The 25,253-nt window shown below is 76.2% G+C and carries 28 protein-coding genes; 17 read left to right on the top strand and 11 right to left on the bottom strand.

The features are described 5' to 3' along the window. The first annotated feature begins 50 nt into the window (after positions 1 to 50). The 4 genes from ACFPK1_RS22025 to ACFPK1_RS22010 all read left to right on the top strand — a co-directional run bounded on the left by ACFPK1_RS22025 (position 51) and on the right by ACFPK1_RS22010 (position 3,810). Positions 51 to 350, top strand: a complete 300-nt coding sequence (locus ACFPK1_RS22025) for a hypothetical protein (protein WP_378023089.1) — start codon at positions 51 to 53, stop codon at positions 348 to 350. 259 nt (positions 351 to 609) lie between these two features. Next, positions 610 to 1,662, top strand: a complete 1,053-nt coding sequence (locus ACFPK1_RS22020) for a C40 family peptidase (protein ID WP_378023088.1) — start codon at positions 610 to 612, stop codon at positions 1,660 to 1,662. Positions 1,663 to 1,718: 56 nt separating this feature from the next. Then, positions 1,719 to 2,606 carry an alpha/beta fold hydrolase gene (locus ACFPK1_RS22015; RefSeq protein ID WP_378023087.1) on the top strand — a complete coding sequence of 296 codons (888 nt, stop codon included), beginning with the start codon at positions 1,719 to 1,721 and terminating at the stop codon, positions 2,604 to 2,606. Between the two features lie 58 nt (positions 2,607 to 2,664). Next, the gene (locus ACFPK1_RS22010) at positions 2,665 to 3,810 is read left to right on the top strand and encodes a glycosyltransferase family 4 protein (protein ID WP_378023086.1); all 1,146 of its coding nucleotides are present in this window, start codon (positions 2,665 to 2,667) and stop codon (positions 3,808 to 3,810) included. 111 nt (positions 3,811 to 3,921) lie between these two features. Here ACFPK1_RS22010 and ACFPK1_RS22005 read toward each other — a convergent pair whose 3' ends face one another. After that, positions 3,922 to 5,709: an AMP-dependent synthetase/ligase gene (locus tag ACFPK1_RS22005; RefSeq protein WP_378023085.1), complete on the bottom strand. Its 1,788-nt coding sequence runs from the start codon at positions 5,707 to 5,709 to the stop codon at positions 3,922 to 3,924. A gap of 133 nt (positions 5,710 to 5,842) precedes the next feature. Here ACFPK1_RS22005 and ACFPK1_RS22000 point away from each other — a divergent pair, with 133 nt between their 5' ends. The 5 genes from ACFPK1_RS22000 to ACFPK1_RS21980 all read left to right on the top strand — a co-directional run bounded on the left by ACFPK1_RS22000 (position 5,843) and on the right by ACFPK1_RS21980 (position 9,811). Further along, positions 5,843 to 6,238 (top strand): polyketide cyclase / dehydrase and lipid transport, encoded by a 396-nt coding sequence (locus tag ACFPK1_RS22000; protein WP_378023084.1) that lies wholly within the window; start codon positions 5,843 to 5,845, stop codon positions 6,236 to 6,238. Between the two features lie 77 nt (positions 6,239 to 6,315). Continuing rightward, positions 6,316 to 6,744, top strand: coding sequence for an SRPBCC family protein (locus ACFPK1_RS21995; RefSeq protein WP_378023083.1), 429 nt, complete (start codon positions 6,316 to 6,318; stop codon positions 6,742 to 6,744). After that, a complete protein-coding gene (locus ACFPK1_RS21990) occupies positions 6,745 to 7,977 on the top strand; it encodes an ArsA family ATPase (RefSeq protein ID WP_378023082.1) in 1,233 nt (410 codons plus the stop codon). It abuts the gene before it with no gap. Further along, positions 7,974 to 8,870 (top strand): hypothetical protein, encoded by an 897-nt coding sequence (locus tag ACFPK1_RS21985; RefSeq protein ID WP_378023081.1) that lies wholly within the window; start codon positions 7,974 to 7,976, stop codon positions 8,868 to 8,870. Before ACFPK1_RS21990 ends, ACFPK1_RS21985 begins: the two co-directional genes overlap by 4 nt. Further along, positions 8,864 to 9,811, top strand: coding sequence for an ROK family protein (locus ACFPK1_RS21980; protein ID WP_378023080.1), 948 nt, complete (start codon positions 8,864 to 8,866; stop codon positions 9,809 to 9,811). Before ACFPK1_RS21985 ends, ACFPK1_RS21980 begins: the two co-directional genes overlap by 7 nt. A gap of 9 nt (positions 9,812 to 9,820) precedes the next feature. Here ACFPK1_RS21980 and ACFPK1_RS21975 read toward each other — a convergent pair whose 3' ends face one another. Both ACFPK1_RS21975 and ACFPK1_RS21970 read right to left on the bottom strand, forming a co-directional pair. After that, the gene (locus tag ACFPK1_RS21975; protein ID WP_378023079.1) at positions 9,821 to 10,423 is read right to left on the bottom strand and encodes a hypothetical protein; all 603 of its coding nucleotides are present in this window, start codon (positions 10,421 to 10,423) and stop codon (positions 9,821 to 9,823) included. Beyond that, positions 10,420 to 11,223, bottom strand: a complete 804-nt coding sequence (locus tag ACFPK1_RS21970; protein ID WP_378023078.1) for an alpha/beta hydrolase — start codon at positions 11,221 to 11,223, stop codon at positions 10,420 to 10,422. Before ACFPK1_RS21970 ends, ACFPK1_RS21975 begins: the two co-directional genes overlap by 4 nt. 269 nt (positions 11,224 to 11,492) lie before the next feature. Between ACFPK1_RS21970 and ACFPK1_RS21965 the strand changes: the two genes are divergently transcribed. From ACFPK1_RS21965 to ACFPK1_RS21955, 3 genes are all read left to right on the top strand, one after another. Then, complete coding sequence (locus ACFPK1_RS21965; RefSeq protein WP_378023077.1) at positions 11,493 to 12,182, top strand: lysophospholipid acyltransferase family protein; 690 nt, start codon at positions 11,493 to 11,495, stop codon at positions 12,180 to 12,182. A gap of 25 nt (positions 12,183 to 12,207) precedes the next feature. Next, on the top strand, positions 12,208 to 12,726 hold the full coding sequence (locus tag ACFPK1_RS21960) for a polyadenylate-specific 3'-exoribonuclease AS (RefSeq protein WP_378023076.1): 519 nt from the start codon (positions 12,208 to 12,210) through the stop codon (positions 12,724 to 12,726). Between the two features lie 75 nt (positions 12,727 to 12,801). Then, positions 12,802 to 14,202 carry a class II 3-deoxy-7-phosphoheptulonate synthase gene (locus ACFPK1_RS21955; protein WP_378023075.1) on the top strand — a complete coding sequence of 467 codons (1,401 nt, stop codon included), beginning with the start codon at positions 12,802 to 12,804 and terminating at the stop codon, positions 14,200 to 14,202. 15 nt (positions 14,203 to 14,217) lie between these two features. Here the strand turns inward: ACFPK1_RS21955 and ACFPK1_RS21950 are convergent, their stop codons facing one another. Then, entirely contained in the window at positions 14,218 to 15,513 is a 1,296-nt protein-coding gene (locus ACFPK1_RS21950; RefSeq protein WP_378023074.1) for a protein kinase domain-containing protein, read from the bottom strand. A gap of 91 nt (positions 15,514 to 15,604) precedes the next feature. Here ACFPK1_RS21950 and ACFPK1_RS21945 point away from each other — a divergent pair, with 91 nt between their 5' ends. Both ACFPK1_RS21945 and ACFPK1_RS21940 read left to right on the top strand, forming a co-directional pair. Further along, positions 15,605 to 16,327 carry an alpha/beta fold hydrolase gene (locus tag ACFPK1_RS21945; RefSeq protein WP_378023073.1) on the top strand — a complete coding sequence of 241 codons (723 nt, stop codon included), beginning with the start codon at positions 15,605 to 15,607 and terminating at the stop codon, positions 16,325 to 16,327. A 4-nt stretch (positions 16,328 to 16,331) separates the two neighbouring features. After that, the gene (locus tag ACFPK1_RS21940; RefSeq protein ID WP_378023072.1) at positions 16,332 to 16,694 is read left to right on the top strand and encodes an Rv2175c family DNA-binding protein; all 363 of its coding nucleotides are present in this window, start codon (positions 16,332 to 16,334) and stop codon (positions 16,692 to 16,694) included. Here the strand turns inward: ACFPK1_RS21940 and ACFPK1_RS21935 are convergent. From ACFPK1_RS21935 to ACFPK1_RS21920, 4 genes are read right to left on the bottom strand one after another with little or no spacing between them, the layout of a single operon-like run. Then, positions 16,663 to 17,034 (bottom strand): hypothetical protein, encoded by a 372-nt coding sequence (locus ACFPK1_RS21935; RefSeq protein WP_378023071.1) that lies wholly within the window; start codon positions 17,032 to 17,034, stop codon positions 16,663 to 16,665. The genes ACFPK1_RS21940 and ACFPK1_RS21935 overlap by 32 nt on opposite strands. Continuing rightward, entirely contained in the window at positions 17,031 to 18,002 is a 972-nt protein-coding gene (locus tag ACFPK1_RS21930; RefSeq protein WP_378023070.1) for a phytoene/squalene synthase family protein, read from the bottom strand. The genes ACFPK1_RS21935 and ACFPK1_RS21930 overlap by 4 nt, the downstream gene beginning before the upstream one ends. Further along, positions 17,999 to 19,507, bottom strand: a complete 1,509-nt coding sequence (crtI, locus tag ACFPK1_RS21925) for a phytoene desaturase family protein (protein ID WP_378023069.1) — start codon at positions 19,505 to 19,507, stop codon at positions 17,999 to 18,001. Before crtI ends, ACFPK1_RS21930 begins: the two co-directional genes overlap by 4 nt. After that, complete coding sequence (locus tag ACFPK1_RS21920) at positions 19,504 to 20,652, bottom strand: polyprenyl synthetase family protein (protein WP_378023068.1); 1,149 nt, start codon at positions 20,650 to 20,652, stop codon at positions 19,504 to 19,506. Before ACFPK1_RS21920 ends, crtI begins: the two co-directional genes overlap by 4 nt. A gap of 132 nt (positions 20,653 to 20,784) precedes the next feature. On the opposite strand from ACFPK1_RS21920, the gene ACFPK1_RS21915 reads away from it, so the two are divergent. Continuing rightward, on the top strand, positions 20,785 to 21,672 hold the full coding sequence (locus ACFPK1_RS21915) for a methylenetetrahydrofolate reductase (protein ID WP_378023067.1): 888 nt from the start codon (positions 20,785 to 20,787) through the stop codon (positions 21,670 to 21,672). Positions 21,673 to 21,707: 35 nt separating this feature from the next. Here the strand turns inward: ACFPK1_RS21915 and ACFPK1_RS21910 are convergent, their stop codons facing one another. Both ACFPK1_RS21910 and ACFPK1_RS21905 read right to left on the bottom strand, forming a co-directional pair. Next, positions 21,708 to 22,463 (bottom strand): LppM family (lipo)protein, encoded by a 756-nt coding sequence (locus ACFPK1_RS21910; protein ID WP_378023066.1) that lies wholly within the window; start codon positions 22,461 to 22,463, stop codon positions 21,708 to 21,710. Positions 22,464 to 22,498: 35 nt separating this feature from the next. After that, entirely contained in the window at positions 22,499 to 23,110 is a 612-nt protein-coding gene (locus ACFPK1_RS21905; RefSeq protein WP_378023065.1) for a GNAT family N-acetyltransferase, read from the bottom strand. A 373-nt stretch (positions 23,111 to 23,483) separates the two neighbouring features. On the opposite strand from ACFPK1_RS21905, the gene ACFPK1_RS21900 reads away from it, so the two are divergent. Then, positions 23,484 to 23,777 carry a hypothetical protein gene (locus tag ACFPK1_RS21900; RefSeq protein WP_378023064.1) on the top strand — a complete coding sequence of 98 codons (294 nt, stop codon included), beginning with the start codon at positions 23,484 to 23,486 and terminating at the stop codon, positions 23,775 to 23,777. Between the two features lie 33 nt (positions 23,778 to 23,810). Continuing rightward, the gene (locus ACFPK1_RS21895) at positions 23,811 to 24,380 is read left to right on the top strand and encodes an SAV_6107 family HEPN domain-containing protein (protein WP_378023063.1); all 570 of its coding nucleotides are present in this window, start codon (positions 23,811 to 23,813) and stop codon (positions 24,378 to 24,380) included. Between the two features lie 18 nt (positions 24,381 to 24,398). Here ACFPK1_RS21895 and ACFPK1_RS21890 read toward each other — a convergent pair whose 3' ends face one another. After that, positions 24,399 to 25,238: a ParA family protein gene (locus ACFPK1_RS21890; RefSeq protein WP_378023062.1), complete on the bottom strand. Its 840-nt coding sequence runs from the start codon at positions 25,236 to 25,238 to the stop codon at positions 24,399 to 24,401. Positions 25,239 to 25,253 lie beyond the last annotated feature (15 nt).

Here is a 25,253-nt window from a genome sequence, read left to right as displayed (position 1 = left end):
GTGCGTGCCATGACCCCGGACCGGCCGGGGAGCGAGTCCGGGAGGCTCCCGTGCTGATCGACTGCGACACCTGCACCGTCCGCGACGTGGCGTGCCACGACTGCGTGGTCGGCGTGCTCCTCGGCACGCCCGCGGTCCCGGCGGCCGGCGACGCCGCGGCGCGCCCGTCCGACGCCGCGCCCGGCGGCCCGCTGCCCCTCGAGTTCGGGCCCGTCGAGCAGCGGGCGCTCGAGGTCCTGGCCGACCACGGACTGATCCCGCGGCTGCGGCTCGTGCCGCCCGCCCCGCAGGCCCCGCCACGGGAGCGTCCGGGGCGTCCGGCCGCCCGCCGGGCCCGGGGCGTCGGGTGAGCGCACGCCGCCGCCGGCGCGCCCCGCCCACCGCCGCCCGGGCGCCCGCCGTTCGGTGCCGGTCGGTGCGGGACGCCGATGACCCGTCGGTAGGGTTCGCTCACCCGCGAGGCGCCGACGGCGTCGCCGCGGGCTCCGGATCGTGGCCGTCGGGGGCCGACGCGTCCGGCACGGGGGCGGTGTCCGAGGGCCGCCCGCGGGTCCGGGAGCGCGGTCGGGCCGGGCAGCGCAGAGAGGACCCGACGAGACCGTGGTCGCGGTGGACAGATCCCGACGCCGCATCGTCCCGGCGCTGGGCGCCGGTGTCGTCACCGCGCTCGTGGCGGCGCTGCTCGCGACCGGGCTCGCGGCCGCCCCGCCCGCCGCGGCCGACCCCATCGTCCCGCCCGGAGCCCCCGACGCCGTCGCCGCGCTCGCCGCGGCCAACGCCCGCGCGGCCGACGCCACGGAGGCGTCGCTGGACGCCGAGGAGCAGCTGCGCGTGCGCCGCGGCGAGGCCGACCGCACCCGCCGCGACGCCCGCACCGCCCGCGACACCGCCGACGACGCCCGCGCCGAGCGCGACCGCGCGTTCGTCGACGTCGACCAGATCTCCCGCGCCGCCTACCAGGGCGGGCAGCTCGACGCGCTGGCCGCCGTGCTGGGCAGCGAGTCCCCGCAGGCCTACCTCGAGCGCACCACCCTGCTCGACACCATCGCCACCGAGAACCGCGCGTTCGTCCAGCGCTTCCTCGACGCCACCGCCGCCGCCGAGTCCGCCGAGCGCGACGCCGAGGCCCGCGCCCGCGACGCCGACCGCTCCGCGGCCGACGCCCAGACCGCCGAGGACGCGCAGCGCCGCCGGGCCGACGCCGACCGGGGGGTCGCCGCGGCCGAGCGCGCCCTCGAGGACGCCTCCCCGGCCACGCTGGCCGCGCTGCGCCGCGGGGGCACCACCGACTTCCCCACGAACATCCCCGGCACGGGGATCGCGATCGAGGCGCTGCGGGTGGCGCTGACCCAGCAGGGCAAGCCGTACCTCTGGGGTGCCACCGGCCCGAGCACGTACGACTGCTCGGGGCTGGTGCAGTGGGCCTACCGGCAGGTCGGGGTCGGTCTGCCGCGGGTGTCGCGCCAGCAGGCGCTGATCGGCATCCCGGTCTCGATGGCCGACGCCCGCCCCGGCGACCTGCTGTTCTTCAACGACCCGGTCACCCACGTGGGGTTCTACGTCGGTGGCGGCAAGTTCCTCGAGGCCCCGCAGTCCGGCGACGTCGTCAAGGTGTCCGACGTCCGGTCGAGCCTCAGCGGCGTCCGGCGCGTCGTGCTGTAGCGGGTCCGGAACGCCCGATTGACACGAGGGTGGTCCACACCACACTCTCCGCTCCCATGAGCGCCGCTCGGACGATCACCGTGCCCCACCTCGGCTCCTCGCACGTCGGGTACGCGCTGAGCGAACCCTTCGACGAGGCGCTGCCGACGCTGGTGCTGATCAACTCGTTCACGACCTCGTCGGAGCTCTACCGCCCGCAGTTCCACGACGAGGAGCTCGGTCGCACCGCGAACCTGCTCGCCATCGAGCCGTACGGCCACGGCAGCACCCGCGCCGGGTACGCCGACTTCACCTACTGGGACACCGCCGTCGCCGCGCTGCAGGTCCTCGACGCCCTCGGCATCGAGCGCGCGTTCGTCCTCGGGACCTCGCAGGGCGGCTGGCTCGCCGTCCGGATGGCCCTGCTCGCGCCCGACGCCGTCCAGGGCGTCATCGTGCTGGGCAGCTCGATGGACTACGAGAGCGCGCGCAGCCGCGAGCTCGGCTGCTGGGACGGCATCGCGTTCCTCAGCCCGGCGATCGACGCGCTCGCCGAGCCCGTGGGCGACGGCTGGGTGATCCCGGTCGAGCTGGTCGACGCGGTGCTCGCGGAGGGCCTCGGCCCCGACGTCGACGACGAGACCCGCAGGTTCTGGCACGCGACCCACCAGCAGAACTACACCGGCGACGCCGGACGCCGCCGGCTGCGGACCTCCTCGATCAACCTGCGCGACCGCGACGGGCTGCACGGGCGTCTCGACGAGGTCCGCTGCCCGGTGCTGTGGCTGCACGGCACGGCGGACCCGGTGTACTCGGTGGCCAACGCGCAGGAGGAGATCGGGATGTTCACCCGCTCCCCGCAGGCCGAGCTGCGGATCGTCGAGGGCGGCCAGCACTTCCTCAGCGCGTCGCACCCCGAGGTCGTCGACGCAGCGGCCGTCGAGTTCCTCGGGCGCTGGGCGTAGCCCGCCCCGGCGAACGGCCGGTGCCGACCGTCCGGGGAGCCCGTGCGAGGCTCCGGCGGTGGCGCGGACCCTGCTGGTCACCAACGACTTCCCGCCCCGCCCGGGCGGCATCCAGTCCTACCTGCACGCGCTCGCCACGCACCTGCCGTCCGACGAGCTGGTGGTCCTCGCGTCGACCTGGCAGCGCACCGACGAGGCCCGCGCGGCGTGCCGGCGCTTCGACGCCGAGCAGCCGTTCGAGGTCCACCGCCTGCCCACGACGATGATGCTGCCCACCCCGGGCGCGACCCGGCGGGCGGCGGAGCTGGTGCGCGCGCACGGCGCCCGCACGGTGTGGTTCGGCGCGGCGGCCCCGCTGGGCCTCATGGCGCCGGGGCTGCGGCGCGCGGGCGCCGAGCGCGTGCTCGCGAGCACCCACGGCCACGAGGTCGGGTGGTCGATGCTGCCGGGCAGCCGCCAGCTGCTCGCGCGGATCGGGCGCGACAGCGACGTCGTGACGACGGTCAGCCGGTACACGCGCGGGCGGATCGCGCCGGCGCTCGGGCCCGACGCCGCCCTGGAGCCGTTGCCGTCGGGCATCGACACCGACCGCTTCCGGCCCGATCCGGGCGGGCGAGAGGAGATCCGGCGCCGCCACGGGCTGGGGGAACGTCCCGTGGTGGGGTGCGTGTCGCGGCTGGTGCGCCGCAAGGGCCAGGACGTGCTGATCGAGGCACTGGCGCGCCTGCGGCGGATCGTGCCGGGCGCCGCGCTGCTCATCGCCGGCGACGGGCCCGACCGCGACCGCCTGCGCCGCCTCGCGCGCCGCCACGACGTCGCCGACCACGTGGTCTTCACCGGCCCCATGACCCCCGACGAGGTGCCCGCGCACCACGCCGCCGCCGACGTCTCCGCGCTGCCGTGCCGGACGCTGGGCGGGGGCCTGGACGTCGAGGGCCTCGGCATCGTGCTGCTCGAGGCCCAGGCGTGCGGGGTGCCCGTGGTCGCCGGGCGGTCCGGCGGCGCGCCCGAGACGGTGCAGCCCGGGAAGACCGGGCGCCTCGTCGACGGGCGCGACGCCGCGGACGTCGCCGACACCCTCGCGGACCTCCTCGCCGCCCCCGACGCCGCGCGCGCGATGGGCGAGACCGGGCGACGCTGGATGCGCGCCGACTGGACGTGGGACGCCCGCGCCGCGCGCCTGCGCACCCTCGCCGCCGGCTGACCCGCTCGGCGTATCCCGCTGCTCCGCCCGCGCGCCGACCCCAGTGATCAACGGGGACTTCGCGCGCCTAGAAGCAGCGAGATACCCGTTCGCTGCAACCCCGGCGGGCGCTCAGCGCTGGTAGACCGCCTCGATGTCGTCGGCGCGCTTCTCGGCGATGACGTTGCGCTTGAGCTTCATCGTCGGGGTGAGCTCGCCGCTCTCCTCGGTGAAGTCGGTGCCGAGGATGCGCCACTGGCGGATGGCCTCGGCGCGCGAGACGGCCCGGTTGGCGTCGTCGATCGCCGCGGAGATCTCCGACTGGATGTCGGGGTCGTCGGCGAGCGCGGCCGGGTCGGAGGTGTCCTTGCCGTTCTCGGTGCTCCAGCCCGGCAGGGCCTCGGCGTCGAGGGTGATCAGCGCGCCGACGTAGGGGCGGTTGTCGCCGACGACGAGCGCCTGGCTGACCAGGCGGTGGGCGCGCACCCGGTCCTCGAGCACCGCGGGGGCGACGTTCTTGCCGCCGGCGGTGACGATGAGCTCCTTCTTGCGGCCGGTGATCGAGAGGTAGCCGTCGTCGTCGAGGCTGCCGAGGTCGCCGGTGTGGAACCAGCCGTCGACGATGGTCGAGGCCGTCGCCTCCGCGTTGTTCCAGTAGCCGCGGAACACGACGTCGCCCTTGGCGAGGACCTCGCCGTCCTCGGCGATGGCGATCGTGACGCCGGGGATCGGCTTGCCGACGGTGCCGACCCTGATCGCGCCGTTGGGGTTCGCGGTGATCGCCGCGCTGGTCTCGGTGAGCCCGTAGCCCTCGTGGATCGGGACGCCGACGCCGCGGAAGAAGTGGCCGATGCGCGCGCCGAGCGCCGAGCCGCCGGAGACCGCGCCGATCACCTTGCCGCCGAGCGCCGCGCGCAGCTTGCCGTAGACGAGCTTGTCGAACAGGGCGTGCTGCAGCCGCAGCGCGATGCCGGGCCCGCCGTCGTCGAGCGACTTCGAGTAGTTGACCGCGGTGGTCTCGGCGATGTCGAAGATCCGGCCCTTGCCGTCGCCGTGCGCCTTGGCCTTCGCGCCGTTGTAGACCTTCTCGAACACGCGCGGCACCGAGAGCAGGAAGTCCGGCCGGAAGCGGGGCAGCTCGGCGGTCAGCTTCTTGGTGTCGGCGAAGTGGCCGATGGTGTAGCGGTACTCCTGGGCGGCGCACTGGATCACCCGGGCGAAGATGTGCGCGAGCGGCAGGAACAGCAGCGTGCTGTTGCCGGGCTGCATGAGGTCGCCGAAGGTGTCGGCGACGGCGCGGACCTCGAACAGCAGGTTGCGGTGGGTGATCTCGCAGCCCTTGGGACGCCCGGTGGTGCCCGAGGTGTAGATCAGGGTCGCGAGGTCGTCGGCGTGCACCGCGGTGCGCCGCTCCTCGAGCGTCGCGTCGTCGACCCCGGCGCCGGCCTCGCGCAGCTCGTCGACGGCCCCGGCGTCGATCTGCCACACGTGGCCGAGCTCGGAGAGCTTCTCGCGCAGTCCCTCGACGATGCCGCGGTGCTCGTCGGACTCGATGACCACGCCGCGCGCGCCCGAGTCGGAGAGGCACCACTCGACCTGGTCGGCCGAGGAGGTCTCGTAGATCGGCAGCGTCACGGCGCCGGCGGCCCAGAGCGCGTAGTCGACGAGCGTCCACTCGTAGCGGGTCTTCGAGATCAGCCCCACCCGGTCGCTCGGCTGCAGGCCCGCGGCGATGAAGCCCTTGGCCACGGCGGCGACCTCGTCGCGGAACTCGGCGAACGTGACGGGCTGCCATTCGTCCTGGACCAGGCGCCGGTAGGCGACGTCGCCACCGTGCGCGGCGGCGTTGGCCCACGGCGCCGAGGTGAGGTTGTCGTCGTCGGCGACCTTGCCGACCGCCGGCTCCGTGTACTGCTGCATCTGTCACCTCTCCGCACCCGCGCCTCTGCGTCGGCTGTGACCATAGTCGCGCCGGACTACTTCCCGGTAGCCGGACAATCCGCCCAGCGGCGTCGCCGGAACGGGCTCGGGGCGAGCCTGTCAGGCTGGGCGTGTGGCGACCGTCGACGTGGTGGACGAGACCTTCCTGGCCGTGCCGCCCGAGCGGCTGGCCCCGGAGTTCGCCGACCCCGCGGCGTGGCGCCGGCTCTGGCCCGACCTCGACCTGCGCGTCTTCGCCGACCGCGCCGAGAAGGGCGTGCGCTGGAGCGTCGTGGGGGACGCGTGGCGGGGGAGCATGGAGGTGTGGCTCGAGGCCGTCGGGGACGGCACCGTGCTGCACTGGTTCCTGCGCGTGGACCCCGTCGGCGAGGCCCTGCCCCCGCGCGCGGCGACGCGGGAGGTCGTCCGTCGCCAGCGGGCGGCGAAGGCGCTGGCGTTCGCCCTCAAGGACCGGCTCGAGGCGGGCCGCCCGCCCGGTGTGCCGCCGGGGCAGTGGTCGGGGGTGTGAGGGGTCGATCACGTGCCGTCGGCCCCGGTGCACGGGGCGTGCCCGCCCGGCCGGGCGCGGCGGTAACCTCTCCCGCCATGGCCGACGAGTCGACCCAGTCCATCACGATCGCGGCGCCGGCCTCCGACGTGCTCGGGGTCATCGCCGACTTCGAGGCCTACCCCGAGTGGGCGGACTCGATCACGTCGGCCACGGTGCTGACGCACGACGACGAGGGACGTCCCGAGCAGGTCCGGTTCAACCTGGACGCCGGTCCGATCAAGGACAACTACGTCCTGGCCTACGACTGGGTGGACGACGGCGTCACCTGGGACCTCGTGTCCGGGCAGATGCAGCGTTCGCAGCGGGGCCGCTACCGCGTCGCCGACGGCGGTGACACCACCGAGGTGACCTACACCCTCTCGGTGGACCTCGCGGTGCCGCTGCCCGGCCTGCTCAAGCGGCGGGCCGAGAAGCGGATCATGGACCAGGCGCTGACCGGGCTGAAGCGTCGCGTGGAGGGCTGAGTGCGGGTCCTGCTGTTCACCGGCAAGGGCGGGGTCGGGAAGACGACCACGGCGGCCGCGACGGCCGTCGCGCTCGCGCGCGGCGGGCGCAAGGTGCTCGCCCTCTCGGCCGATCCCGCGCACTCGCTGGGTGACGCGCTCGCCACCCGCCTCGACGGCAGCCCCCGCGAGATCGCCCCGGAGCTCTACCCGGGCCTCTTCGCCGCCCACATCGACACCCGCGCGCTCGTCGACGACGCGTGGGAGCCGCTGCGCACCCAGCTGCGCACGCTGCTGGCCGGTGCCGGCGTCGACGAGATGGTCGCCGACGAGCTGACCGTCCTGCCCGGCGTCGAGGAGCTGCTCGCCCTCGAGGACGTGCGGCGCGCGACGACCGACGGGCCCTGGGAGGTCGTCGTCGTCGACTGCGGGCCGACCGCCGAGACCCTGCGCCTGCTGGCACTGCCCGAAGCGCTCGGCTCCTACCTCGAGCGGCTCTTCCCGACCCACCGGCGCGCCGTGCGCGGCGTCCTGGCGGGCCTCGCGGGCAGCAGCGCCACGGTCGCCCGGTGGGACGCCGCCGCGGCGTCGCTCTCGCGGCTCGCCGAGCAGCTCGCGGGCCTGCGCGACCTGCTCGCCGACCACCGCACCACGACGATCCGGCTCGTGCTCACCCCGGAGCGGGTCGTGGCGGCCGAGACGCGCCGCACGCTGACCGCCCTGGCGCTGCACGGGCTGCACGTCGACGGGATGGTCGCCAACCGGCTGGTGCCCGACGCCGGCGGCGGGCGCGGCGAGGCCGCGACCTGGGTGCGCGCCCGGCGCGCCGAGCAGGAGGCCGTCCTCGCCGACCTCTCGGGCGCCGGCGGCGACGTGCCGGTGCGCCGCGTGCCCCACAGCGCCGGCGAGCCTGTCGGCGTCGAGGCCCTCGCCGAGCTGGCCGACACCCTCTACGGCGACGACGACCCCCTCGACGGCCCGGTCGGCCGGGCGCTCGTGGCCGTGCGCCGCACCGCCGGGGTCGGGACGGAGCCCGACAGCGAGTTCGCCCTCGACCTGCACGTCGCGGGCATCGGCGAGGCCGAGGTCGACCTGGCCCGCATCGGCGACGAGCTCGCCGTCACCGTCGACGGCCGCCGCCGGGCGGTCGCGCTGCCCCCGGTGCTGCGCCGCTGCGAGGTCACCGGCGCCGACCTGGACGACGACCTGCTCTCGGTGGTCTTCCGCCCGGACCCCGCGGTGTGGATGCGGTGAGCACGCCGGGGGGAGACGCCGGGCGTGCCGCGCAGGAGCGCCTGACCGAGGAGGCCCGCGCGACGGCGTCGGCGCTGATCGACTGGCTCTCCACGCGCGTCGACGCGGCCGCGGCCGGCACGCACGCGACCCCGCACGGCACCCCGCACAGCACCCCGCACGCCACCCCGGGCCCGACCCGGACCGGGCGCGCGCGGCTGGGCATGCGGCCGCCGCAGAGCCCCGGACCGTGCTCCTGGTGCCCGGTGTGCGCGCTCGTGGCGGCGCTGCGGGGCGAGCAGCCCGAGCTCACCGCCCGCCTCGCCGAGCAGGCGTCGGGGCTGATGGTGCTGCTGCGGCTGATGGTGCAGGCGCACCAGGAGCCGGCCCACACCCACGCCCCCCCACCCCCCGCGCCGGACCGGACACGGGGACCGGGCACCGGCGACCGCCCGCCGGCGGGCTGGCCGGCCGAGTGGGGTGCGTGGGACGCCTGGGGCGCGACGCCGCCGCGCGCCGAGGCCGGGGAACCGGCGGGGGAACCACCCGCGGAACCCCCACCTGCGGAATCCCCACCCGCGGAACCCCCGACCGCGGCGCCGCGCCCCCGCCGCTCCGCCGGCGGCCCCGGGGGTCGTCGCGTGCCGATCCGCCGGGCGTCGCCCCGGTCCGCGGCGTTCCGGGACGTGACGGGTGAGCCCGCGGCGTCGGCCAGCGTCACGCCGGACCACGGAGACGTCGCCGGAGCCACGGCACCACCCCCGACCGCCCACCGCGGCGCCACCCCGACCGACGGCACCACGCCGCCCGCGGGCGCGCCGCGGCCGTCCGTGCAGCGCATCGCGATCCGGCGGCCCGAGCGCCCGGGCCGGTCGCCGGGCCGGGACGGCCCCGAGGGCCCGGTGTCGTGCTGACCGTCGGCGTCGACATCGGCGGCACCTCGGTGCGCGCCGGGGTGGTCGACGCCGACGGCACCGTGATCGCCGACGTGTCGGCGGCGCCGACCCCGACCCGGGCCGACGAGCTCGACGACACCGTCGCCGACCTCGTCGGCGGGCTCGCCGCGCAGCACGATGTCAGCGCGGTCGGGCTCGCGGTCGCCGGGTTCGTCGACCCCGACAAGCGCAGCGTGGCGTTCGGCGCGCACCTGCCGTGGCGCGACGACCCGGTGGTCGACCGGCTCGGCGCGCGCCTCGGCGTGCCCGTGGTGCTCGAGCACGACGCGAACGCCGCGGGCCTGGCCGAGCACCGGGTCGGGGCGGCGGCCGGCGCGTCGGTCGCCGTGCTCGTGGCCCTGGGCACCGGCATCGGGGCGGCGCTGCTGGTCGAGGGCGCCGTGTTCCGCGGGGCCCACGGCGTGGCGCCGGAGCTCGGGCACCTCACGGTCGTCCGGGGCGGGCGCCCGTGCCCGTGCGGCAAGCGCGGCTGCCTCGAGCGGTACTGCAGCGGCACCGCGCTGGGCCGTTCCGCCGAGGAGCTGGTCGCCGCCTCCGAGGACTTCTCGGTGCTCCGGGCGACCTGGGAGCGCGCCGAGCCGATCACGGGGCGCGACGTCGCCCGCGCCGCCGAGGCCGGCGACGCCCTGGCCCGCCGGGTGGTCGACCAGTTCGCCGACTGGCTCGGGCAGGCGCTCGCCCTGGTCGCCGACGTGTTCGACCCCGACGTGGTGGTGATCGGCGGCGAGGTCTCGGCGTCGGCGTCGCTCTACCTGGACCGGGCGCGGCGGCGCTACGCCGACGAGGTCACCGGGAACGGGCACCGTCGGCTCGCCGAGGTCCGCCCGGCGGTGCTGGGCGGGCGCGCCGGGATCATCGGCGCGGCGCTGGACGCCCGCGAGCAGGCGATCAGTTCCTAGGGAACGGCCCTAGAGGACCGCGCCGCCGTCCGGCCCGTCCTCGGGGTCGCGGTGGCGGCGCAGCCCGAACACGAGCCAGCCCAGCCCCGCGGTCATCGCGAGCAGCCCGGGCACGATGCCCAGCCCCACCGGCCCGCCGAGCAGGCCGGGCACCGCCAGCAGCACGACCCCGACGACGAGCAGCGCGAGGCCGAGCAGGCTGCTCAGCCCCAGGCGCGGCAGCGGCGGGGGCTCCGGCGGGACGTAGTGCTCGTCCTCGGGGGGCGTCGGCGGCGTGTGGCGCCGGTGGCCCCCGGCGGCGGGGTCGACGGTCGGGCGCACCGCGGGGCCCGGCGCGTCGGGACGGGGCGCGTCGGGGGCGGGCGGCGAGGGCCGCGGCCCGCGCGGCGGTGTCGCCGTGACCGGGCCCGAGGAGGGCCCGTCGTCGGAGCGGGACTGCGGCGCCGGCGACCCGGCGTCCTCGTCGGGCCAGCGCGGGGCGCCGTCGGCGGCCCAGTCGGCGACGATGGAGGCGAAGGCGGCGTCGACGTCGTCGGGCAGGTCGGGGCGCCGGCCGGTGGGGTCGGGGCGGACGCCGTCGGGTCCGGTGGCGTCGGGGTCGGGCGCGGTCATGCGGTGGTCCCTGGGGTGGAGCCGGCGGAAGCCGTCGAGCGGGCGGCGTGCACGCGGCGGACGAACGCCACGCTGTCGGTGAAGATGCGGGGGGCGTCGTTGTCGAGCGTCGCGACGTGGTGGCTGTCGTGCAGGACGACGTCGGTGACGTCGTCGGACCCGACGCCCTCGAGGACGAGGTCGCTGTTGACCGGCTCCACCACGTGGTCGGTGGGCGAGCGGAACAGCAGGACCGGGCAGCGCACCCGGCCCAGGTCGGGCCGCACGAGCCCCCACAGGGCGGTCAGCGACACCGCCGCGCGCGTCGGCAGCCGGTCGTAGGCGAGCTCGGTGGCGCCGGGCTTCTTGATGTCGTTCGCGACGCCGGGCACCCAGGGCACGAACCACTGGATGTACGGCGCGATGGTGGCGTCCTTGCGCAGGGTCGTCACCGAGGGGTTGACCAGCGCGATGCCCGCCAGGTCGTCGCCGCGCTCCTGCGCGAGGCGCAGCGTGAGCGTCCCGCCCATCGACTGCCCGAAGACGAACACCGAGCGGTACTCGCGCCGCAGGTCGTCGACGGCGCGCTCGACCTCGGCGTACCAGTCGGGCCAGCGGGTGCGGTTGAGGTCCTGCCACCGGGTGCCGTGCCCGGGCAGCCGGGGTCCGCGCACGCCGATGCCCTCCGCCGCGAGGTGCTCGCCCCACGCCCGCATGCTCTGCGGCGTGCCGGTGAGGCCGTGGCTGAGCACGACCCCGATCTCCCGCGCTCCGTCGCCGGGGTCGGAGGCGAAAGGCTCGGCTCCGGGCAACACGGGCACGGGGTCCTCCGGGCGCCGGACGGCGCGGCGTCGGGCCGCCACGGGGGCGGGGGAGCGGTCGGGATCCCTATCGTGGCATGTCCCACACGGTCGGGTCACGCGCCGGGTCCCGTGTCGCGCCGGACGGTCCCCGCCTGCGGCGGACCGGGTGCCCCGTGTCCGGTGATCGGACGCACGACGGGTGTGACCCGTCGCGCGGCGGTGCCGCCGCGGACCCGCCACGACCTAGGCTCGGCGCCGCGGCGGGGCGACGACGGACGGGAGGCCCGATGCTCTACTGGATCATGAAGTACGTCCTGCTCGGGCCGCTGATGCGGGTCGCGTTCCGGCCGCGCGTCGAGGGCGCCGAGAACCTCCCGCGCCACGGCGGGGCGCTGGTCGCGTCCAACCACCTCGCGGTCCTCGACTCGTTCGTCCTGCCGCTGATGGTGCCGCGGCGGATGGCGTTCCCCGCCAAGGCCGAGTACTTCACGCAGCCCGGCCTCGTCGGCACCCTCAAGCGCTGGTTCTTCACCGGCATGGGACAGGTGCCGATCGAGCGCGGCAACGGCCGCGCCGCGCGCGCCGCGCTCGACACCGGCATCGGGGTGCTGCGCGAGGGCCGGCTGTTCGGCATCTACCCCGAGGGCACGCGCTCGCCCGACGGCCGCCTCTACAAGGGCCGCACGGGCGTCGCCCGGATGGCGCTCGAGGCCGGCGTGCCCGTCGTCCCGGTCGCGATGATCGGCACCGACCGGGCCAACCCCGTCGGCTCGCGGTTCTGGCGCCCCTGCCGCATCGGCATCCGCATCGGCCCGCCGCTGGACTTCTCGCGCTACCTGGAGATCACCGACGACCGGCAGGTCGAGCGGGCCATGACCGACGAGATCATGGACGCCGTCCGCGTGCTCTCGGAGCAGGAGTACGTCGACGTCTACGCCAGCACCGTCAAGGACCAGGGCACCCCGCAGGCGGCCTGACCGCCGGCCCGCGACAATGGGCGCCGTGGCGCGGTACTTCTACGACTGCGAGTTCATCGAGGACGGGACCACCATCGAGCTGGTCTCCGTCGGCGTGGTCGACGAGCAGGGCCACGAGTTCTACGCGATCTCCCGCCAGTTCGACCCGATGCGCGCGGGGCCCTGGGTCCGCCGGAACGTCCTCGACAAGCTGCCCCCGATGTCCGACCCCGCCTGGAAGAGCAGGCTCGCGATCCGCGAGGCGTTCTACGAGTTCGTGACCGCCGGCGAGGGCCCGGTCGAGCTCTGGGCCTGGTACGCGGCCTACGACCACGTCGCGATCGCCCAGCTCTGGGGCGCGATGCCCGACCTCCCGCGGGCCCTGCCGCGCTTCACCCGCGACCTGCGCCAGCGCTGGGACGACGTCGGGCGCCCCGAGCTCCCGCCGGCGCCGGCCGACGCGCACGACGCCCTCGCCGACGCGCGCCACAACCTCGCGCGCTGGCAGGTGATCGACGCCCACTGGCGGCGCCGGCTGGGCAGCGAGCCCGTCACCGCCGACTGACCGACACGCGCGGCGACGAGGCGGTCGCGGGGAACACAGTCGACGGTCCTGACCGCACCATTACGCTTGCGTGTCGTGTGGTCCGTCGACCTTCCCGTGGATGCCCTCCCGGGTCTGCCCCCGTTGCCCTCCCACCTGCGTGACCGCCTGGACGACGCGCTCTCGCGCCCGGCGCTCCAGCAGCCGGACTGGCCGGACGCGCAGGCGGTGACGGACGTGCGCACGGTGCTCGAGCACGTCCCGCCGATCACCGTGCCCGCCGAGGTCGACCGGCTGCAGTCGCAGCTGGCCGCGGTGGCGCGGGGCGAGGCGTTCCTGCTGCAGGGCGGCGACTGTGCGGAGACCTTCGCCGACAACACCGAGCCCCACCTGCGCGGCAACATCCGCACGCTGCTGCAGATGGCGGTGGTGCTGACCTACGGCGCGTCGCTGCCGGTCGTGAAGATCGGGCGGATCGCCGGGCAGTACGCCAAGCCGCGCTCGTCGGCGACCGACGCGCTCGGCCTGCCCAGCTACCGCGGCGACATGGTCAACTCGCTGGCCGCGCACGCCGAGCGCCGGATCCCCGACCCGGGCCGCATGATCCGCGCCTACGCCAACGCGGGCGCGGCGATGAACCTGGTGCGCGCGCTGACCTCGGGCGGCATGGCCGACCTGCACGAGGTCCACGAGTGGAACCGCGAGTTCGTGCGCACCAGCGCCGCCGGCGAGCGCTACGAGGCCGTCGCCGCCGAGATCGACCGGGCGCTGCGGTTCATGTCCGCGGCGGGGGTGAACGACCACTCGCTGCGCGGCACGGAGATCTTCGCCAGCCACGAGGCGCTGGTGCTGGACTACGAGCGGGCCCTGCTGCGCCTGGACTCGCGGGTCGAGGCCACCAGCCGGGAGGACGCGCGCCTGTTCTCCCTGGGCGCGCACTTCCTGTGGATCGGGGAGCGCACCCGCGCGCTGGACGGGGCGCACATCGCGTTCGCCGAGCTGCTGGCCAACCCCATCGGCATCAAGATCGGGCCGGGGACCACCCCCGAGCAGGCCGTGGAGTACGTCGAGCGCCTCGACCCGCACCGCCAGCCCGGCCGGCTGACGCTGATCTCGCGGATGGGTGCGGGCAAGGTCCGGGACGTGCTGCCCGCGATCGTGGAGAAGGTCACCGCGTCCGGCCACCAGGTGATCTGGCAGTGCGACCCCATGCACGGCAACACGGTCGAGGCCACCACCGGCTACAAGACCCGCCACTTCGACCAGGTCGTCGACGAGGTCCAGGGCTTCTTCGAGGTCCACCAGCGCCTGGGCACCCACCCCGGCGGCATCCACGTCGAGCTCACCGGCGAGAACGTCACCGAGTGCCTCGGCGGCGCCCAGGACATCTCCGACACCGACCTCGCCGGGCGCTACGAGACGGCCTGCGACCCCCGCCTGAACACCCAGCAGTCGCTGGAGCTGGCGTTCCTGGTCGCGGAGATGCTGCGGGGCTGATCGCACCCGGCGGGATCAGCCGGGGAGGCCGAGGCCCCACCCGGCGGCCCCGGCCACCACGGTCGCGACCGCCTCGAGCAGGAGCCACGCGGCGAGCAGCCGGCGCGAGCGCGAGCGCGCGCGCCGGCGCTCGATCTGCTCGATCGCGACGTCGATGTCGTCCACCGGGGCGTCGGCGCGGCGCCGCCCGGAGGGCTGGTCGTCGTCCTCGTCGTCCTCCTCGGGCCCGGGGTCGTCGAGGAGGTCCTCGTCGGGGTCCTCCTCCCAGGCCTCGCCCTCCCAGGTGTCGTCCTCCCAGCGGTCGTCGCCGTCGTCCTCGTCGAGGTCGTCCTCCGGTGGCGGCGGGCGCCGCGTGCGCAGGCCCTCGGCGCCGTCGAGGTCGAGCAGCCGCGTGCCCCGCAGCGGCCGGGAGCCCCCGGTGCTCGCGCGCCGCGGCGGCAGCGGCACGGGGTGGAACGGCAGGTCGGCGTCCATCCGCACGCCGCGGGCGGCGGCGAGGAACGCGTGGGCGTCGGCGAGCCGGCGCTCGGGGTCGCGGTGGGTCGCGGCGATCACCAGCCGGTCCAGCGCCCGCGGCACGCCCCCGACCACCGACGAGGGGAGCGGCACGTCGTTCTGCACGTGGCGGCGCGCGACGGTCACGGCGTCGTCGCCGCCGTGCGGCGGGACACCGGTGAGCAGCTCGAACAGCACGATGCCGGTGGCGTAGAGGTCGCTGCGCGCGTCGGCGCGGCCGTCGGTGACCTGCTCGGGCGCCAGGTAGGCGACGGTGCCGAGCACCATCTCGCCGGAGTCGTCGGGGTCGGTCTCCCACGCGGCCGCGACCAGCCCGAAGTCGGCGACCTTCACCGCCCCGTCGCGCCCGATCAGCACGTTCTCCGGCTTCACGTCGCGGTGCACCAGGCCCCGGTCGTGGGCGACCTGCAGCGCCGTGACCACCTGCTCGGCCACCGTCAGCGCCGCCGCCGGGTGCAGCCGGGCCTGGTCGCGCAGGACGTCGCGCAGCGTGCCGCCCTCGACCAGCTCGAGGACGAGGAACACGGTGCCGTCGGGGTCGCGCCCCTGGTCGTGCACGGCGACGATGCCGGGGTGCGCGAGGCGGGCCGCGGCGCGCGCCTCCCGCTCGAAGCGCCGCACGAACGCCGGGTCGGACGCCAGCGCGCCGTCCAGCACCTTGATCGCCACCGGGCGCTCCAGGCGCAGGTCGACGCCCCGGTGCACCACCGACATCCCGCCGCGCGCGAGCACCCCGTCCACCCGGTACCGCCCCTCCAGCACCGTCCCCTCGGGGTGGATGGTGGGTGCGGCCATGGCCGCGATGCTACGAGGACGGCGATGACCTGCGGGGATCCTCGGGCGCGACGCGCGGTCCCCGTCGGGTGACGGCCCTAGGGTGCTCGCCATGACGACGTGGCTGCTGCTGGCCGGTGCGGGCGGCGCGGGGTGGTACTGGCACCTGGTGGCGCAGCGGCTGCGCGCCCGCGGCGACGACGTCGTCGCGCCCGACCTGCCCGCCGACGACCCGAGCGCGGGCATCCCGCGCTACGTCGAGGTGGCGCTCGCGGCGCTGGGCGACCGGTCCGACGTCGTCGTGGTGGGCTCGTCGCTGGGCGGACCGAGCGCGGCCGAGATCGCCCGCACCACGCCGGTGCGCCGGCTGGTGCTGGTCAACGCCATGATCCCGGCGGTCGGGGAGTCGCCGGGGGACTGGTGGACGGCCTCGGGGCACGAGGAGGTCAAGGAGGCGGCGGTCCGGGCGGCGGGACGCGAGGACGCGGGGTTCGACGAGGAGTGGGAGTTCCTGCACGACGTCCCCGCCGACGTGGTCGCCGCGGGCGCCGAGCACCAGCGCGAGCAGACCGACGGCCCGTTCCGCGACGGCTGGTCGCTGCCGGCGTGGCCGGACGTGCCGGTCACGGTCGTCGTGGGCCGCGACGACCGGTTCTTCCCCGCCGACTTCCAGGTCCGCCTGGCCCGCGAGCGCGCGGGCGTCGAGGCGGTCGTGATCCCGGGCGGGCACCTGCTCGCGCTCGCCAACCCGGACGGTCTCACCCGGGCGCTGGTCGACGCCGTGTCGGACCCGGCGCGTACGGGGTCCGAAAGCGCCCCGCCTCTGGCACAGTGACCGCGTGTCCGAGTCCGCCGTCGCCGCCATCGTGGGCCACGACATCGAGGTCGAGACGCTCGCGCAGGTCGCCGAGCGTCTGGACGTGCCGCGCACGCGCGTCAGCCAGATGATCAAGCAGGGTCAGCTGCTGGGGATCCGCGAGGACGACCGGTGGGTGGTACCCAGCGCGTTCCTCACCGCGGACGGGGTGGTCAAGGGCCTGCCCGGCACCATCCAGGTGCTCCGCGACGGCGGCTACGCCGACGGCGAGATCCTGCGCTGGCTCTTCGCGCACGACGAGTCCCTGCCGGGCATGCCGATCGACGCCCTGCGCTCCGACCGCGGGCGCGAGGTCAAGCGCCGCGCCCAGGCGATGGCTTTCTGAGGGACCTCCCGACACCGACCCGCACGGCGTCGGACAGGACGCCGTGCGCGTGCAGGGCCCGCACCAGCCGCACCGCCCGCCGTGCGCCGAGCCTCCGCACCAGTGCTGTGACCAGCGCGGGCCCGGTCCACGCGCGGACCCGGTCGTCGCCGTCGGTCGCGGTGATCTCGATGAGGGTGGGCACGTCGTCGTCCACGCCGGCCTCGGCGCGCCACAGGGCGACGCGGTAGTCGGCCAGCGGCAGCACGTCGAGGTCGGGACCCACGGTCCGCGCGACGGTCGCGGCCACCGCCCGGCAGCGCCGGCACTCCGCGTCGAAGGCGAGGACGAGCTCGCTCACGCCGCCGACCCGGCGACGCGGTGGCGCCACCGGGTCCCGACGGCGTGCGCCAGCCGGGGCAGGGCCACGGCCGCGCGCCGCCCGGAGCCGACCGCGACGCGCCGGGCGAGCACGTCGTAGTCGGCGGCCACGATCTCGTCGAGGATCCCGCCGTAGAGCACGTGGGCGGTCCGCACGCACGGCCGCGAGACCGGGTGGAGCAGGGCGATGCCGCGCTCGGCGCGCCGGTAGACCGCGCGGGTGCGGGCGACGAGGTGGGCCAGCGCCCGGCGCACCCGCGGGTCGGTGCGCCCGTTCGCCCGGCCGTGCGCGAGCAGGTCGCGGTCGACGCCGAACGCCGCCAGCTCGTCGCGGGGGAGGTAGACGCGGCCGCGGTCGAGGTCCTCGCCGACGTCGCGCAGGAAGTTCGTCACCTGGAACGCCACGCCGAGGTCGGCGGCGTAGGGCGCGGCCTCCTCGCGGGGCACGACCGTGCCGAGCACGGGCAGGACCTGCAGCCCGATGACCGCGGCCGAGCCGTGCACGTAGCGGGCGAGGTCGTCGAAGGTCGGGTAGTCGGTGACGGTGAGGTCCATGGCCATCGAGTCCATGAAGTCCTCGAGGTGGCGGTGGTCGATGCCGTAGCGGGCGACGGTGTCGGCCAGCGCGGCGACCACCGGCTCGCCCTCGGCCACGAGCTCGCGCGGGTCGGTGCCCGCGAGCCCGCGGCGCATGCGCGTGCGGACCTCCTCGAGGCGGGCGGCGACGGCGGCGGGGGAGGCGTCGGCCGCCGGGTCGTCGACGACGTCGTCGGCCATCCGCGCGAACCCGTAGAGCGCGTGGATCGCCGGGCGCTGGGCGGGGGCGAGCAGGCGCGTGGCCAGGAAGTACGTGCGCCCGTGCGCGGCGTTGAGCCCGCGGCACTGCGCGTACGCGTCGCGCAGGGCCGGGTCGGTGACCCCCGCGGCGTCGAGCTCGGTCGCGCTCATCCCGTGATCCGCGCGGCGGCCAGCTTCCCGGACACGAGCACGGTCGGCACCCCGACGCCCGGGGTCGTCCCGGAGCCCGCGAGCACGACGTTGCCCTCGCCGCGCACCAGGTTGCCGGCGCGGAAGGGCCCGGTCTGCGCGAAGGTGTGCGCCGCCGAGAACGGGGTGCCCGCGGCGAGGCCCAGGCGGCCCCAGTCGTCCGGGGTGATGAGGTGCTCGGCGACCGGCTCGCCCAGCTCGATCCCGCGGCCGGCCAGCACCCCGCGCAGCTCGTCGCGGTAGCGCGGTCCGATGCGGTCCCAGTCCAGCGGGGCGAGGTCGGTGTTCGGGGCGGGCGCGAGGACGCTGACCAGCTCGTGGCCCGGCGGCGCGAGCGCGGGGTCGGTCGCCGTGGGGTGCGTGATCAGCAGCGACGGGTCGGACATCAGCCGGCCCTCGGTGATGATCTCGTCGAAGGTGCTCGCCCACGCGTCGCCGAACGAGATGGTGTGGTGGCCCAGCCCGGTGCCCGCGGGGACGCCGGCGTGCCACACGTACGCCGACGGCGACCAGCGCATCGGGACCGCGCGCCGCGGCGTGCGCCCGAGCAGGCCGTACGCGACGGGCAGGTCGCAGGTGAGCACGACGGCGTCGGCGGCGAGGCGGTCGGTGTCGGCGGTGGGCGCGCCGGTCGGCACGGTGCGCAGCGCCCGCACCCGGCCGGCGGAGCGCTCCAGCCCGGTCACCGTCGTCCCGTACCGGAACTCGGCCCCGGCGTCGGCCGCCGCGTCGGCGAGGGCCTGCGGCAGCGCGCGCACCCCGCCCTTCGGGAAGGAGACGCCCGCGATCGTGTCCATGTAGGCGATCACGGCGTACGCGGCGAGCGCCCGGGCCGGCGGCACACCGGCGTAGAGCGCCTGGAATGAGAAGATCCGCCGCAGCCGCTCGTCGGCGAGGAACTTCCCGATCCGCGGGCCCAGCCGGCCGAAGCCGCCCATGACGCCCAGGCGCGCGAGGTCGGGGGAGAGGACGTCGAGCGGGGAGTCGAAGTTGGCGTCGATGAACGTCGCCATCTGCACCCGGTAGAGCTCGGTGAGCCAGTCGCGCAGCCGCCGGTAGCCCTCGGCGTCGGCGGCGGAGACCTTCTCGCGGATCTCCTGCTCCATCGCCCCGGGGTCGGTGTGCACGTCGATCGCCGAGCCGTCGGCGAACCGCGCGTGGTACGCGGGGTGCAGGTCGACCATCTCGAGCCGGTCGCCGATCTTCTCCCCGACCGCGCCCAGGGCCTCGTCGATCAGCTCGGGCATGGTGATGACGGTCGGGCCGGTGTCGAGGCGGAAGCCCCTGTCGGCGTGCTGCCCCCCAGTGAGGTCGAGCCGGCCCGCGCGCCCGCCGGGCGTGGGGTCGCGCTCGACGACGGTGACCCGCCGGCCCGCACCGAGCAGGTGCAGGGCGGTCGCCAGCCCGGCGAGGCCCGCGCCCACGACCACGACGTGGTCGGTGGGGGACCGGACGGTGCGGGTCACCGGGCGCGCCGGGTGGCGGCGACGGCCAGGTCGGCGAGCCGTTCCGGGGCGGGCGGGGCGAGGACCGGGGCGTCGGGGCCGCGGACGGCGTCGAGGGCCGAGGCGGTGAGCTCGGCGATCCGCTGCTCGACGTCGTCGACGACGCCGAGGGCCTTCAGCGCCTCGCGGGCGGCGGCGACGTCGTCGGTGCCGAGGTCGGGCTTGCCGAGGGTCCGCTCGACCACGGCGGCGGTCTCGCGGTCGGGGTGCCGGCGGGTCAGCGCGACGAGCAGCGTGAGCTTGCCCTCGCGCAGGTCGTCGCCCGCGGGCTTGCCGGTGACGGCCGGGTCGCCGAACACGCCGAGCAGGTCGTCGCGCAGCTGGAAGGCGATGCCGAGGTCGCGGCCGTAGTGGCGCAGGGCCTGCACGGTCGCGTCGTCGGCGCCGGCGATGGCCGCGCCGAGGTGCAGCGGGCGCTCGATCGTGTAGGCCGCCGTCTTGTAGCGGCTGATGCGCAGCGCGGTCTCGGGCCGCGAGTCCGACGAGGCGTGGCCCGCGACGTCGAGGAACTGCCCGCCGAGCACCTCGGTGCGCATGGCCTGCCACACCGGGCGCGCGCGGGCGATCGCGGCGCGGTCGAGCCCGGCGTCGTGGAGCATGTCGTCGGCCCACGCCAGCGCCACGTCACCGAGCAGGATGGCGACCGCGGCGCCGAAGCGGGTCGGGTCGCCCGCCCACGCGGCGCCGGCGTGGCGCGACGACCACCGGGCGTGCACGGTCGGCTCGCCGCGGCGGGTGTCCGAGTCGTCGATGAGGTCGTCGTGCACGAGCGCACAGCCCTGGATCAGCTCCAGGGCGCTCACCGCGCGCAGCACGGTGGCGGCGTGGTCGAGCCCGCCCGCCGCGCGCCAGCCCCACCACGCGAACGTCGGGCGCAGGCGCTTGCCGCCCGCGAGGACGAACCGCGTCAGGTCGTCGGTCGCCTCGGCGAACTCCTCGGCGACGTCGAGGACGTCCATCCGGCGACCGGCCAGGTAGTCCGCGAGCTCGGCGGTGACGGCCGCGGGCAGGTCGCCCTCGAGGGCGTCGAGGTCGTACCGGCCGTCGGTGTGGAAGGGGTCCGCAGGCCCGCTCCCGACCGTCGTCGAGGCTCCGCCCACCGTCATCCGCGCTCTTCCCCTCCGGACGTCCGCCGTGTATGGGAACGAGCGTAGGGGCGTCCGGCGGAACCGGCTGATCGGGCGGTCCCGGTCACAACGGGCCCCCGCACGAACGCCCCGTCACCGTAGGGTCGCCGGATGGCTACTGTGACGGAGCGCATCCAGCGCGGGGTGCCGACGTTCTCGGCGGAGTTCTTCCCGCCCAAGGACGACGAGGGCGAGGCGACCCTCTGGCGGACCATCCGTGACCTCGAGCCCCTGGACCCGGCCTTCGTGTCGGTCACCTACGGCGCGGGCGGCTCCAGCCGCGACCGCACCGTGCGGACCACCGGGCGCATCGCCACCGACACCACCCTGACGGCGATGGCCCACCTCACGGCGGTGGACGCCTCCCTCGACGACCTGCGTCAGGTGATCGGCTCCTACGCCGCGGCCGGGATCAGCAACGTGCTCGCCATCCGGGGTGATCCCCCCGGGGACAAGGACGCCGACTGGGTGCCGCACCCCGCCGGGCTGAGCTATACCGAGGAGCTGGTGCACATGGTGCGCCGTCTCGGCGACTTCTGCTGCGGCGTCGCGGCCTTCCCCTACCTGCACCCGCGGTCGGTCGACGAGGACTCCGACACCCGCTTCTTCATCCAGAAGGTGAAGGCGGGCGCGGAGTTCGCCATCACCCAGATGTTCTACGACGCCGACCAGTTCCTGCGGATGCGTGACCGGATCGCCGCCGCGGGCTGCGACATCCCGATCATGCCGGGGCTCATGCCGGTGACCACGCCGAAGTCGGCGGAGCGCGGCGCGGACTTCGCGGGCGCGCCCCTGCCCGCCGCGATGCGCGAGCGGCTCGACCCGCTGCGCGACGACAAGGCCGGCTACCGCGACGCGGGCATCGACCTGTGCGTGGAGCTGTCCCAGCGGATGTTCGACGAGGGCGTCACCAACATCCACTACATCAGCATGAACCGGTCGCCGGCGGTGGTGGACGTCGTCCAGCGCCTCGGCATCGCGGCCCGCCCGGGCGCCTGACCCGCCCGACCCCGTCCGGTGCTCCCCGGGCGGGGTCAGCGGCGGGCGCGCGTGTGCGTCTGGGTGCGCGAGGAGTTGGCCAGCACGAACACGATCGCCACGGCCACCGCGACGACCGCGAGCAGCAGCAGGGCCCAGAGGATCCAGGACGGCGCGTCGGGGTCCGGGTAGTCGACCACCGCGTTGACGTCGGTGACCGTGCCGGGCTGGAAGGTCCAGCTGATGACGCCGTTCGCTGCGGTGCCGTCGGTCTGGCGGATCTCGCCCGGGAACGCGATCTTGAGCTGCACGTCGGCGCTCTCCGGCGACACCCGGGTCAGGTCGACCTGCCCGGTGACCAGCACGCGGTCGCCCGAGCGGCGCATCTGCACGCGGACGGCCTGCCCCGTCGACGGGCTGACCGCGGGCAGGACACGGGTGACGTCGTCGAAGGACAGGTCGTCGAAGCGCAGGCGGGAGCCGATGTAGCCGTCCTGCTCGTAGCGCTCGACCGAGACGTCGCCGCTGAGGTCGTCGGGCACCTGGAGCGGCGGCCCGGACCCGCCGGGCGCCCCGTCCGGCGTCGCGATGTCGACGACGCCCGAGACCCGGTCGTCGGGGGAGACCGCCATGCCGGCCCGCACCCGCACGCAGCCGGTGCCCACGACACCCACCAGCGCGAGGACGACCGCGAGCAGGACCAGCGCGCGACGGCTCCGGCCCGGGCCGGGGCCGGGCGTGCTCCCCGGGCGGGTCACCGGGTCGGTCCCGGGAGCGGTGCCGGCGGTCGGGGCGGGAGCGGTGTCGGGCACCCGCGCATGGTGCCAGGCGCCCCCGACGCTCCTCCTCAGGCGCGGCCCGGGTGCCCGCGCTCACCCTCGGGCGGGTCGAGGGGCAGCGCGCGTCCGAGCACGGCGAAGGGGCGCGGGTCGCTGGTGAAGCGGTGGTGGCGCAGCACGTCGCGGAAGCCGAGGCGCCGGTAGAGCGACCACGCCCGGGTCGGGTTGTCCGCCTCCGGGGTGGAGAGCAGGACGTGCCGGTCGGCGGGGTGGACGAGCAGCCGGCGGGCGAGCGCCTCGCCGATCCCGCCGCCCTGGACGTCGGGGCGCACGTGCAGCTCGGTGAGCTCGAAGTAGTCGCCCAGGACGTTCTCGGCCAGCTCGCGGCCCGCCGCGCCGGCGGCCAGCAGGCCCCGGCGCACCTCCTCGTACCACCACTGGCCGCGCGCCCCCGGGTAGCCGTAGGCGATGCCCCACAGCGAGCGGTCCGGGCCGATCGCGGCCGCGGCGTGCCATCCCGCGCGGCGGGAGTGCTCGGTCCACATGGGACGGCGCTGGCGCACGGTGCCCGCCGGGTAGCCCATCGCCCGGACGTAGACGGTCAGCGCCTCGTCGAGCCGCGCCGCGAGATCGGCGGGCGTCAGGTCGACGACGGACGCGCGGGCGGGAGCGGCGGTCACCGGCCGGCTCCCGGACCGGCTCCCGGACCAGCTCCCGGACCAGCTCCCGGACGAGCAGCGGCGGGGTGGGGCACCCCGTCATCTCACCACGCCACCCCACCGCGGCGGGGCCGTCGGGCCACCCGTCCGTCGTCCGGAGGAGGGTCGTCGGGGACGCGACGCAGCGGCGCCCGACACCCCGCCGGGGCGACTTGACGGCGCCGGACCGAGCGGGTTCACTGGTCGCCATCGAACACATGTTCGATGGCTCGGGCGGCGGGGCGGGGGAAGCGCCCCGTCGCCCGGGAGTGCCGCCGGCTCCCCACGGTGGCAGGCACCCCACCCGGCCCGAGCCACGGGCCGGGGAGCACGAGCCGCCGTGGAGGAACGCATCGTGGTTCGCAGTCCCTCGCCGGTCCAGGTCCGCTGCGCGGACGGCGACCCCGTCGAGTTCCATCGCCGGCCCAACCGGCGCGACAGTCACTACCTGGTCACCGAGGTCCGCGATCGCTGGATCGAGGAGTCCCGCTGGCCGTTCCTCTCGGCCATGCCCGTCGGGGGCGACCGGTGCCGCTGCTGGCGGGTGCTCGCCTGCCGCACCGACGAGCCGCACCTGCCGCCCGGCGAGTTCGTGCTGCGCATGCGCTCCGGGCCCGGCGTGTGGGACCTGCGCTGGGCCGGTGCCTGACCCCTGCTCGCCCCGCCTCGGAGGAGACCGACCGTGACCAGCGCTCTCGCGATGCCCGGACTGTTCGACACCACGCCGGCCGACGGCCCGCACGCCGCCGTGCCCGCCGGCCGGCACGCCCACCCGACCGCCGTCCCGGCCCCCGCCACGGGACGCGAGGGCCGTCCGGTGCGCTCCGCCACGCGCGGAGCCACCGGCCGGTCCGCCGAGCCCGCCCCGCCCGCCCCGCCGCCCTCGCGCACCGTCGTGCAGCTGCTGGGCGCGGCGCGCGACGAGCTGCGGGCCGCCCAGGCCGCGGACGAGCCCGCCGAGCGGTTCCGGTCGGCCCACCTCGGGGCGCTGCGCGCCGCGGCGGCCGTGCTCGCGCTGCGGGCACGCTCCAAGCGCGCCTCGCGTCCCACCGACGCCTGGACGCTGCTCGCGTCCGTGGCGCCCGAGTACGGCGAGTGGGCGGCGTTCTTCGCGGCGCACTCGGCGACGCGCTCGGCGGTGGAGGCCGGGGTGCGGGGACGGGTGTCACAGCGTGACGCCGACGACATGGTGCGCCAGGCCGACCTGTTCCTCGCCCTCGTCACCCGCACCGTGGCGGGCCGAGCGCGCTGAGCGGGCGCCGGGCCCGGGTCAGGCGTCGGGAGTGCGGCGGGCGCGGGCGCGGTGCGACCGCCCCGAGCGCGACCGGACGATCCGGCCCAGCAGCCCGTCGAACTGGTTCGAGATCTCGCGGGCGCCCGGGGTGTCCCAGCGCTGGATCGGCACCCCGGCGCCCTGGGCCTGCTGCACGGCGCTGCGGTCGGGCAGCACGCCGGAGAGCACCAGCGGGCCGAAGAGCTCGCGCAGCTCGGCGACGCGGAACTCGTGCTCCGACGACCGCGAGCGGTACTTGTTCACCAGCACGCCCAACGGCTGCAGGTCCGGGTTGTTGTCGCGCTCGGCCTGCACGGCCTCGAAGGCACGTTGCACCCCGGACACCGCGAAGATCGTCGGCTCGGTCACCAGCACCGCCCGGTCGACGGCGACCAGCGCCGACCGGGTCAGCTGGCCGAGCGAGGGCGGGCAGTCGATGAGCACGAGGTCGTACGCCGCGACCCCGGTCTCGGTGGCGTCGGCGCCGTCGCGGGGCAGGGCGGCGAGCAGGCGCGCCAGCCGTCCGAGGCGCTGCGAGTTCGGGTCGGGGTGGTTGTGGCGCTCCACGTCCTCCGACCCGACGAGCACGTCGACGTCCTCGCCCCACGCGCTCATGCCGATCGACGACGCGAGCAGGGCCGCCGAGGGCCGCTCCATCGCCTGGGCGATCGTGGTCTCGGTGGGCTGGGGCTCGAGCGCCGTGGTCGCGTTGCCCTGGGGATCGAGATCGACCACCAGGGTCCGCAGACCCGCCCGGAGCGCCGCCCCGGCCAGGCCCAGGACGACGGTCGTCTTGCCGACACCGCCCTTGAGGCTCAGCACCGCCGTGACGTGCACGCGGCGAACCTACCG

This window comes from Actinomycetospora rhizophila (assembly GCF_042657905.1).
In the GTDB taxonomy this organism is placed as follows: Bacteria; Actinomycetota; Actinomycetes; order Mycobacteriales; family Pseudonocardiaceae; genus Actinomycetospora; species Actinomycetospora rhizophila.
Note: the sequence above shows the minus strand (reverse complement) of the source record. Positions and strands in the feature narration are given on the sequence as shown.

Coding starts and splice junctions, on each gene's coding strand:
- ACFPK1_RS21975 (WP_378023079.1), bottom strand. CDS start 10,423: ATGACCGCGCCCGACCCCGACGCCACCGGACCCGACGGCGTCCGCCCC.
- ACFPK1_RS22015 (WP_378023087.1), top strand. CDS start 1,719: ATGAGCGCCGCTCGGACGATCACCGTGCCCCACCTCGGCTCCTCGCAC.
- ACFPK1_RS22005 (WP_378023085.1), bottom strand. CDS start 5,709: ATGCAGCAGTACACGGAGCCGGCGGTCGGCAAGGTCGCCGACGACGAC.
- ACFPK1_RS21930 (WP_378023070.1), bottom strand. CDS start 18,002: ATGAGCGCGACCGAGCTCGACGCCGCGGGGGTCACCGACCCGGCCCTG.
- ACFPK1_RS21915 (WP_378023067.1), top strand. CDS start 20,785: ATGGCTACTGTGACGGAGCGCATCCAGCGCGGGGTGCCGACGTTCTCG.
- ACFPK1_RS21965 (WP_378023077.1), top strand. CDS start 11,493: ATGCTCTACTGGATCATGAAGTACGTCCTGCTCGGGCCGCTGATGCGG.
- ACFPK1_RS21995 (WP_378023083.1), top strand. CDS start 6,316: ATGGCCGACGAGTCGACCCAGTCCATCACGATCGCGGCGCCGGCCTCC.
- ACFPK1_RS21945 (WP_378023073.1), top strand. CDS start 15,605: ATGACGACGTGGCTGCTGCTGGCCGGTGCGGGCGGCGCGGGGTGGTAC.
- ACFPK1_RS21920 (WP_378023068.1), bottom strand. CDS start 20,652: ATGACGGTGGGCGGAGCCTCGACGACGGTCGGGAGCGGGCCTGCGGAC.
- ACFPK1_RS21950 (WP_378023074.1), bottom strand. CDS start 15,513: ATGGCCGCACCCACCATCCACCCCGAGGGGACGGTGCTGGAGGGGCGG.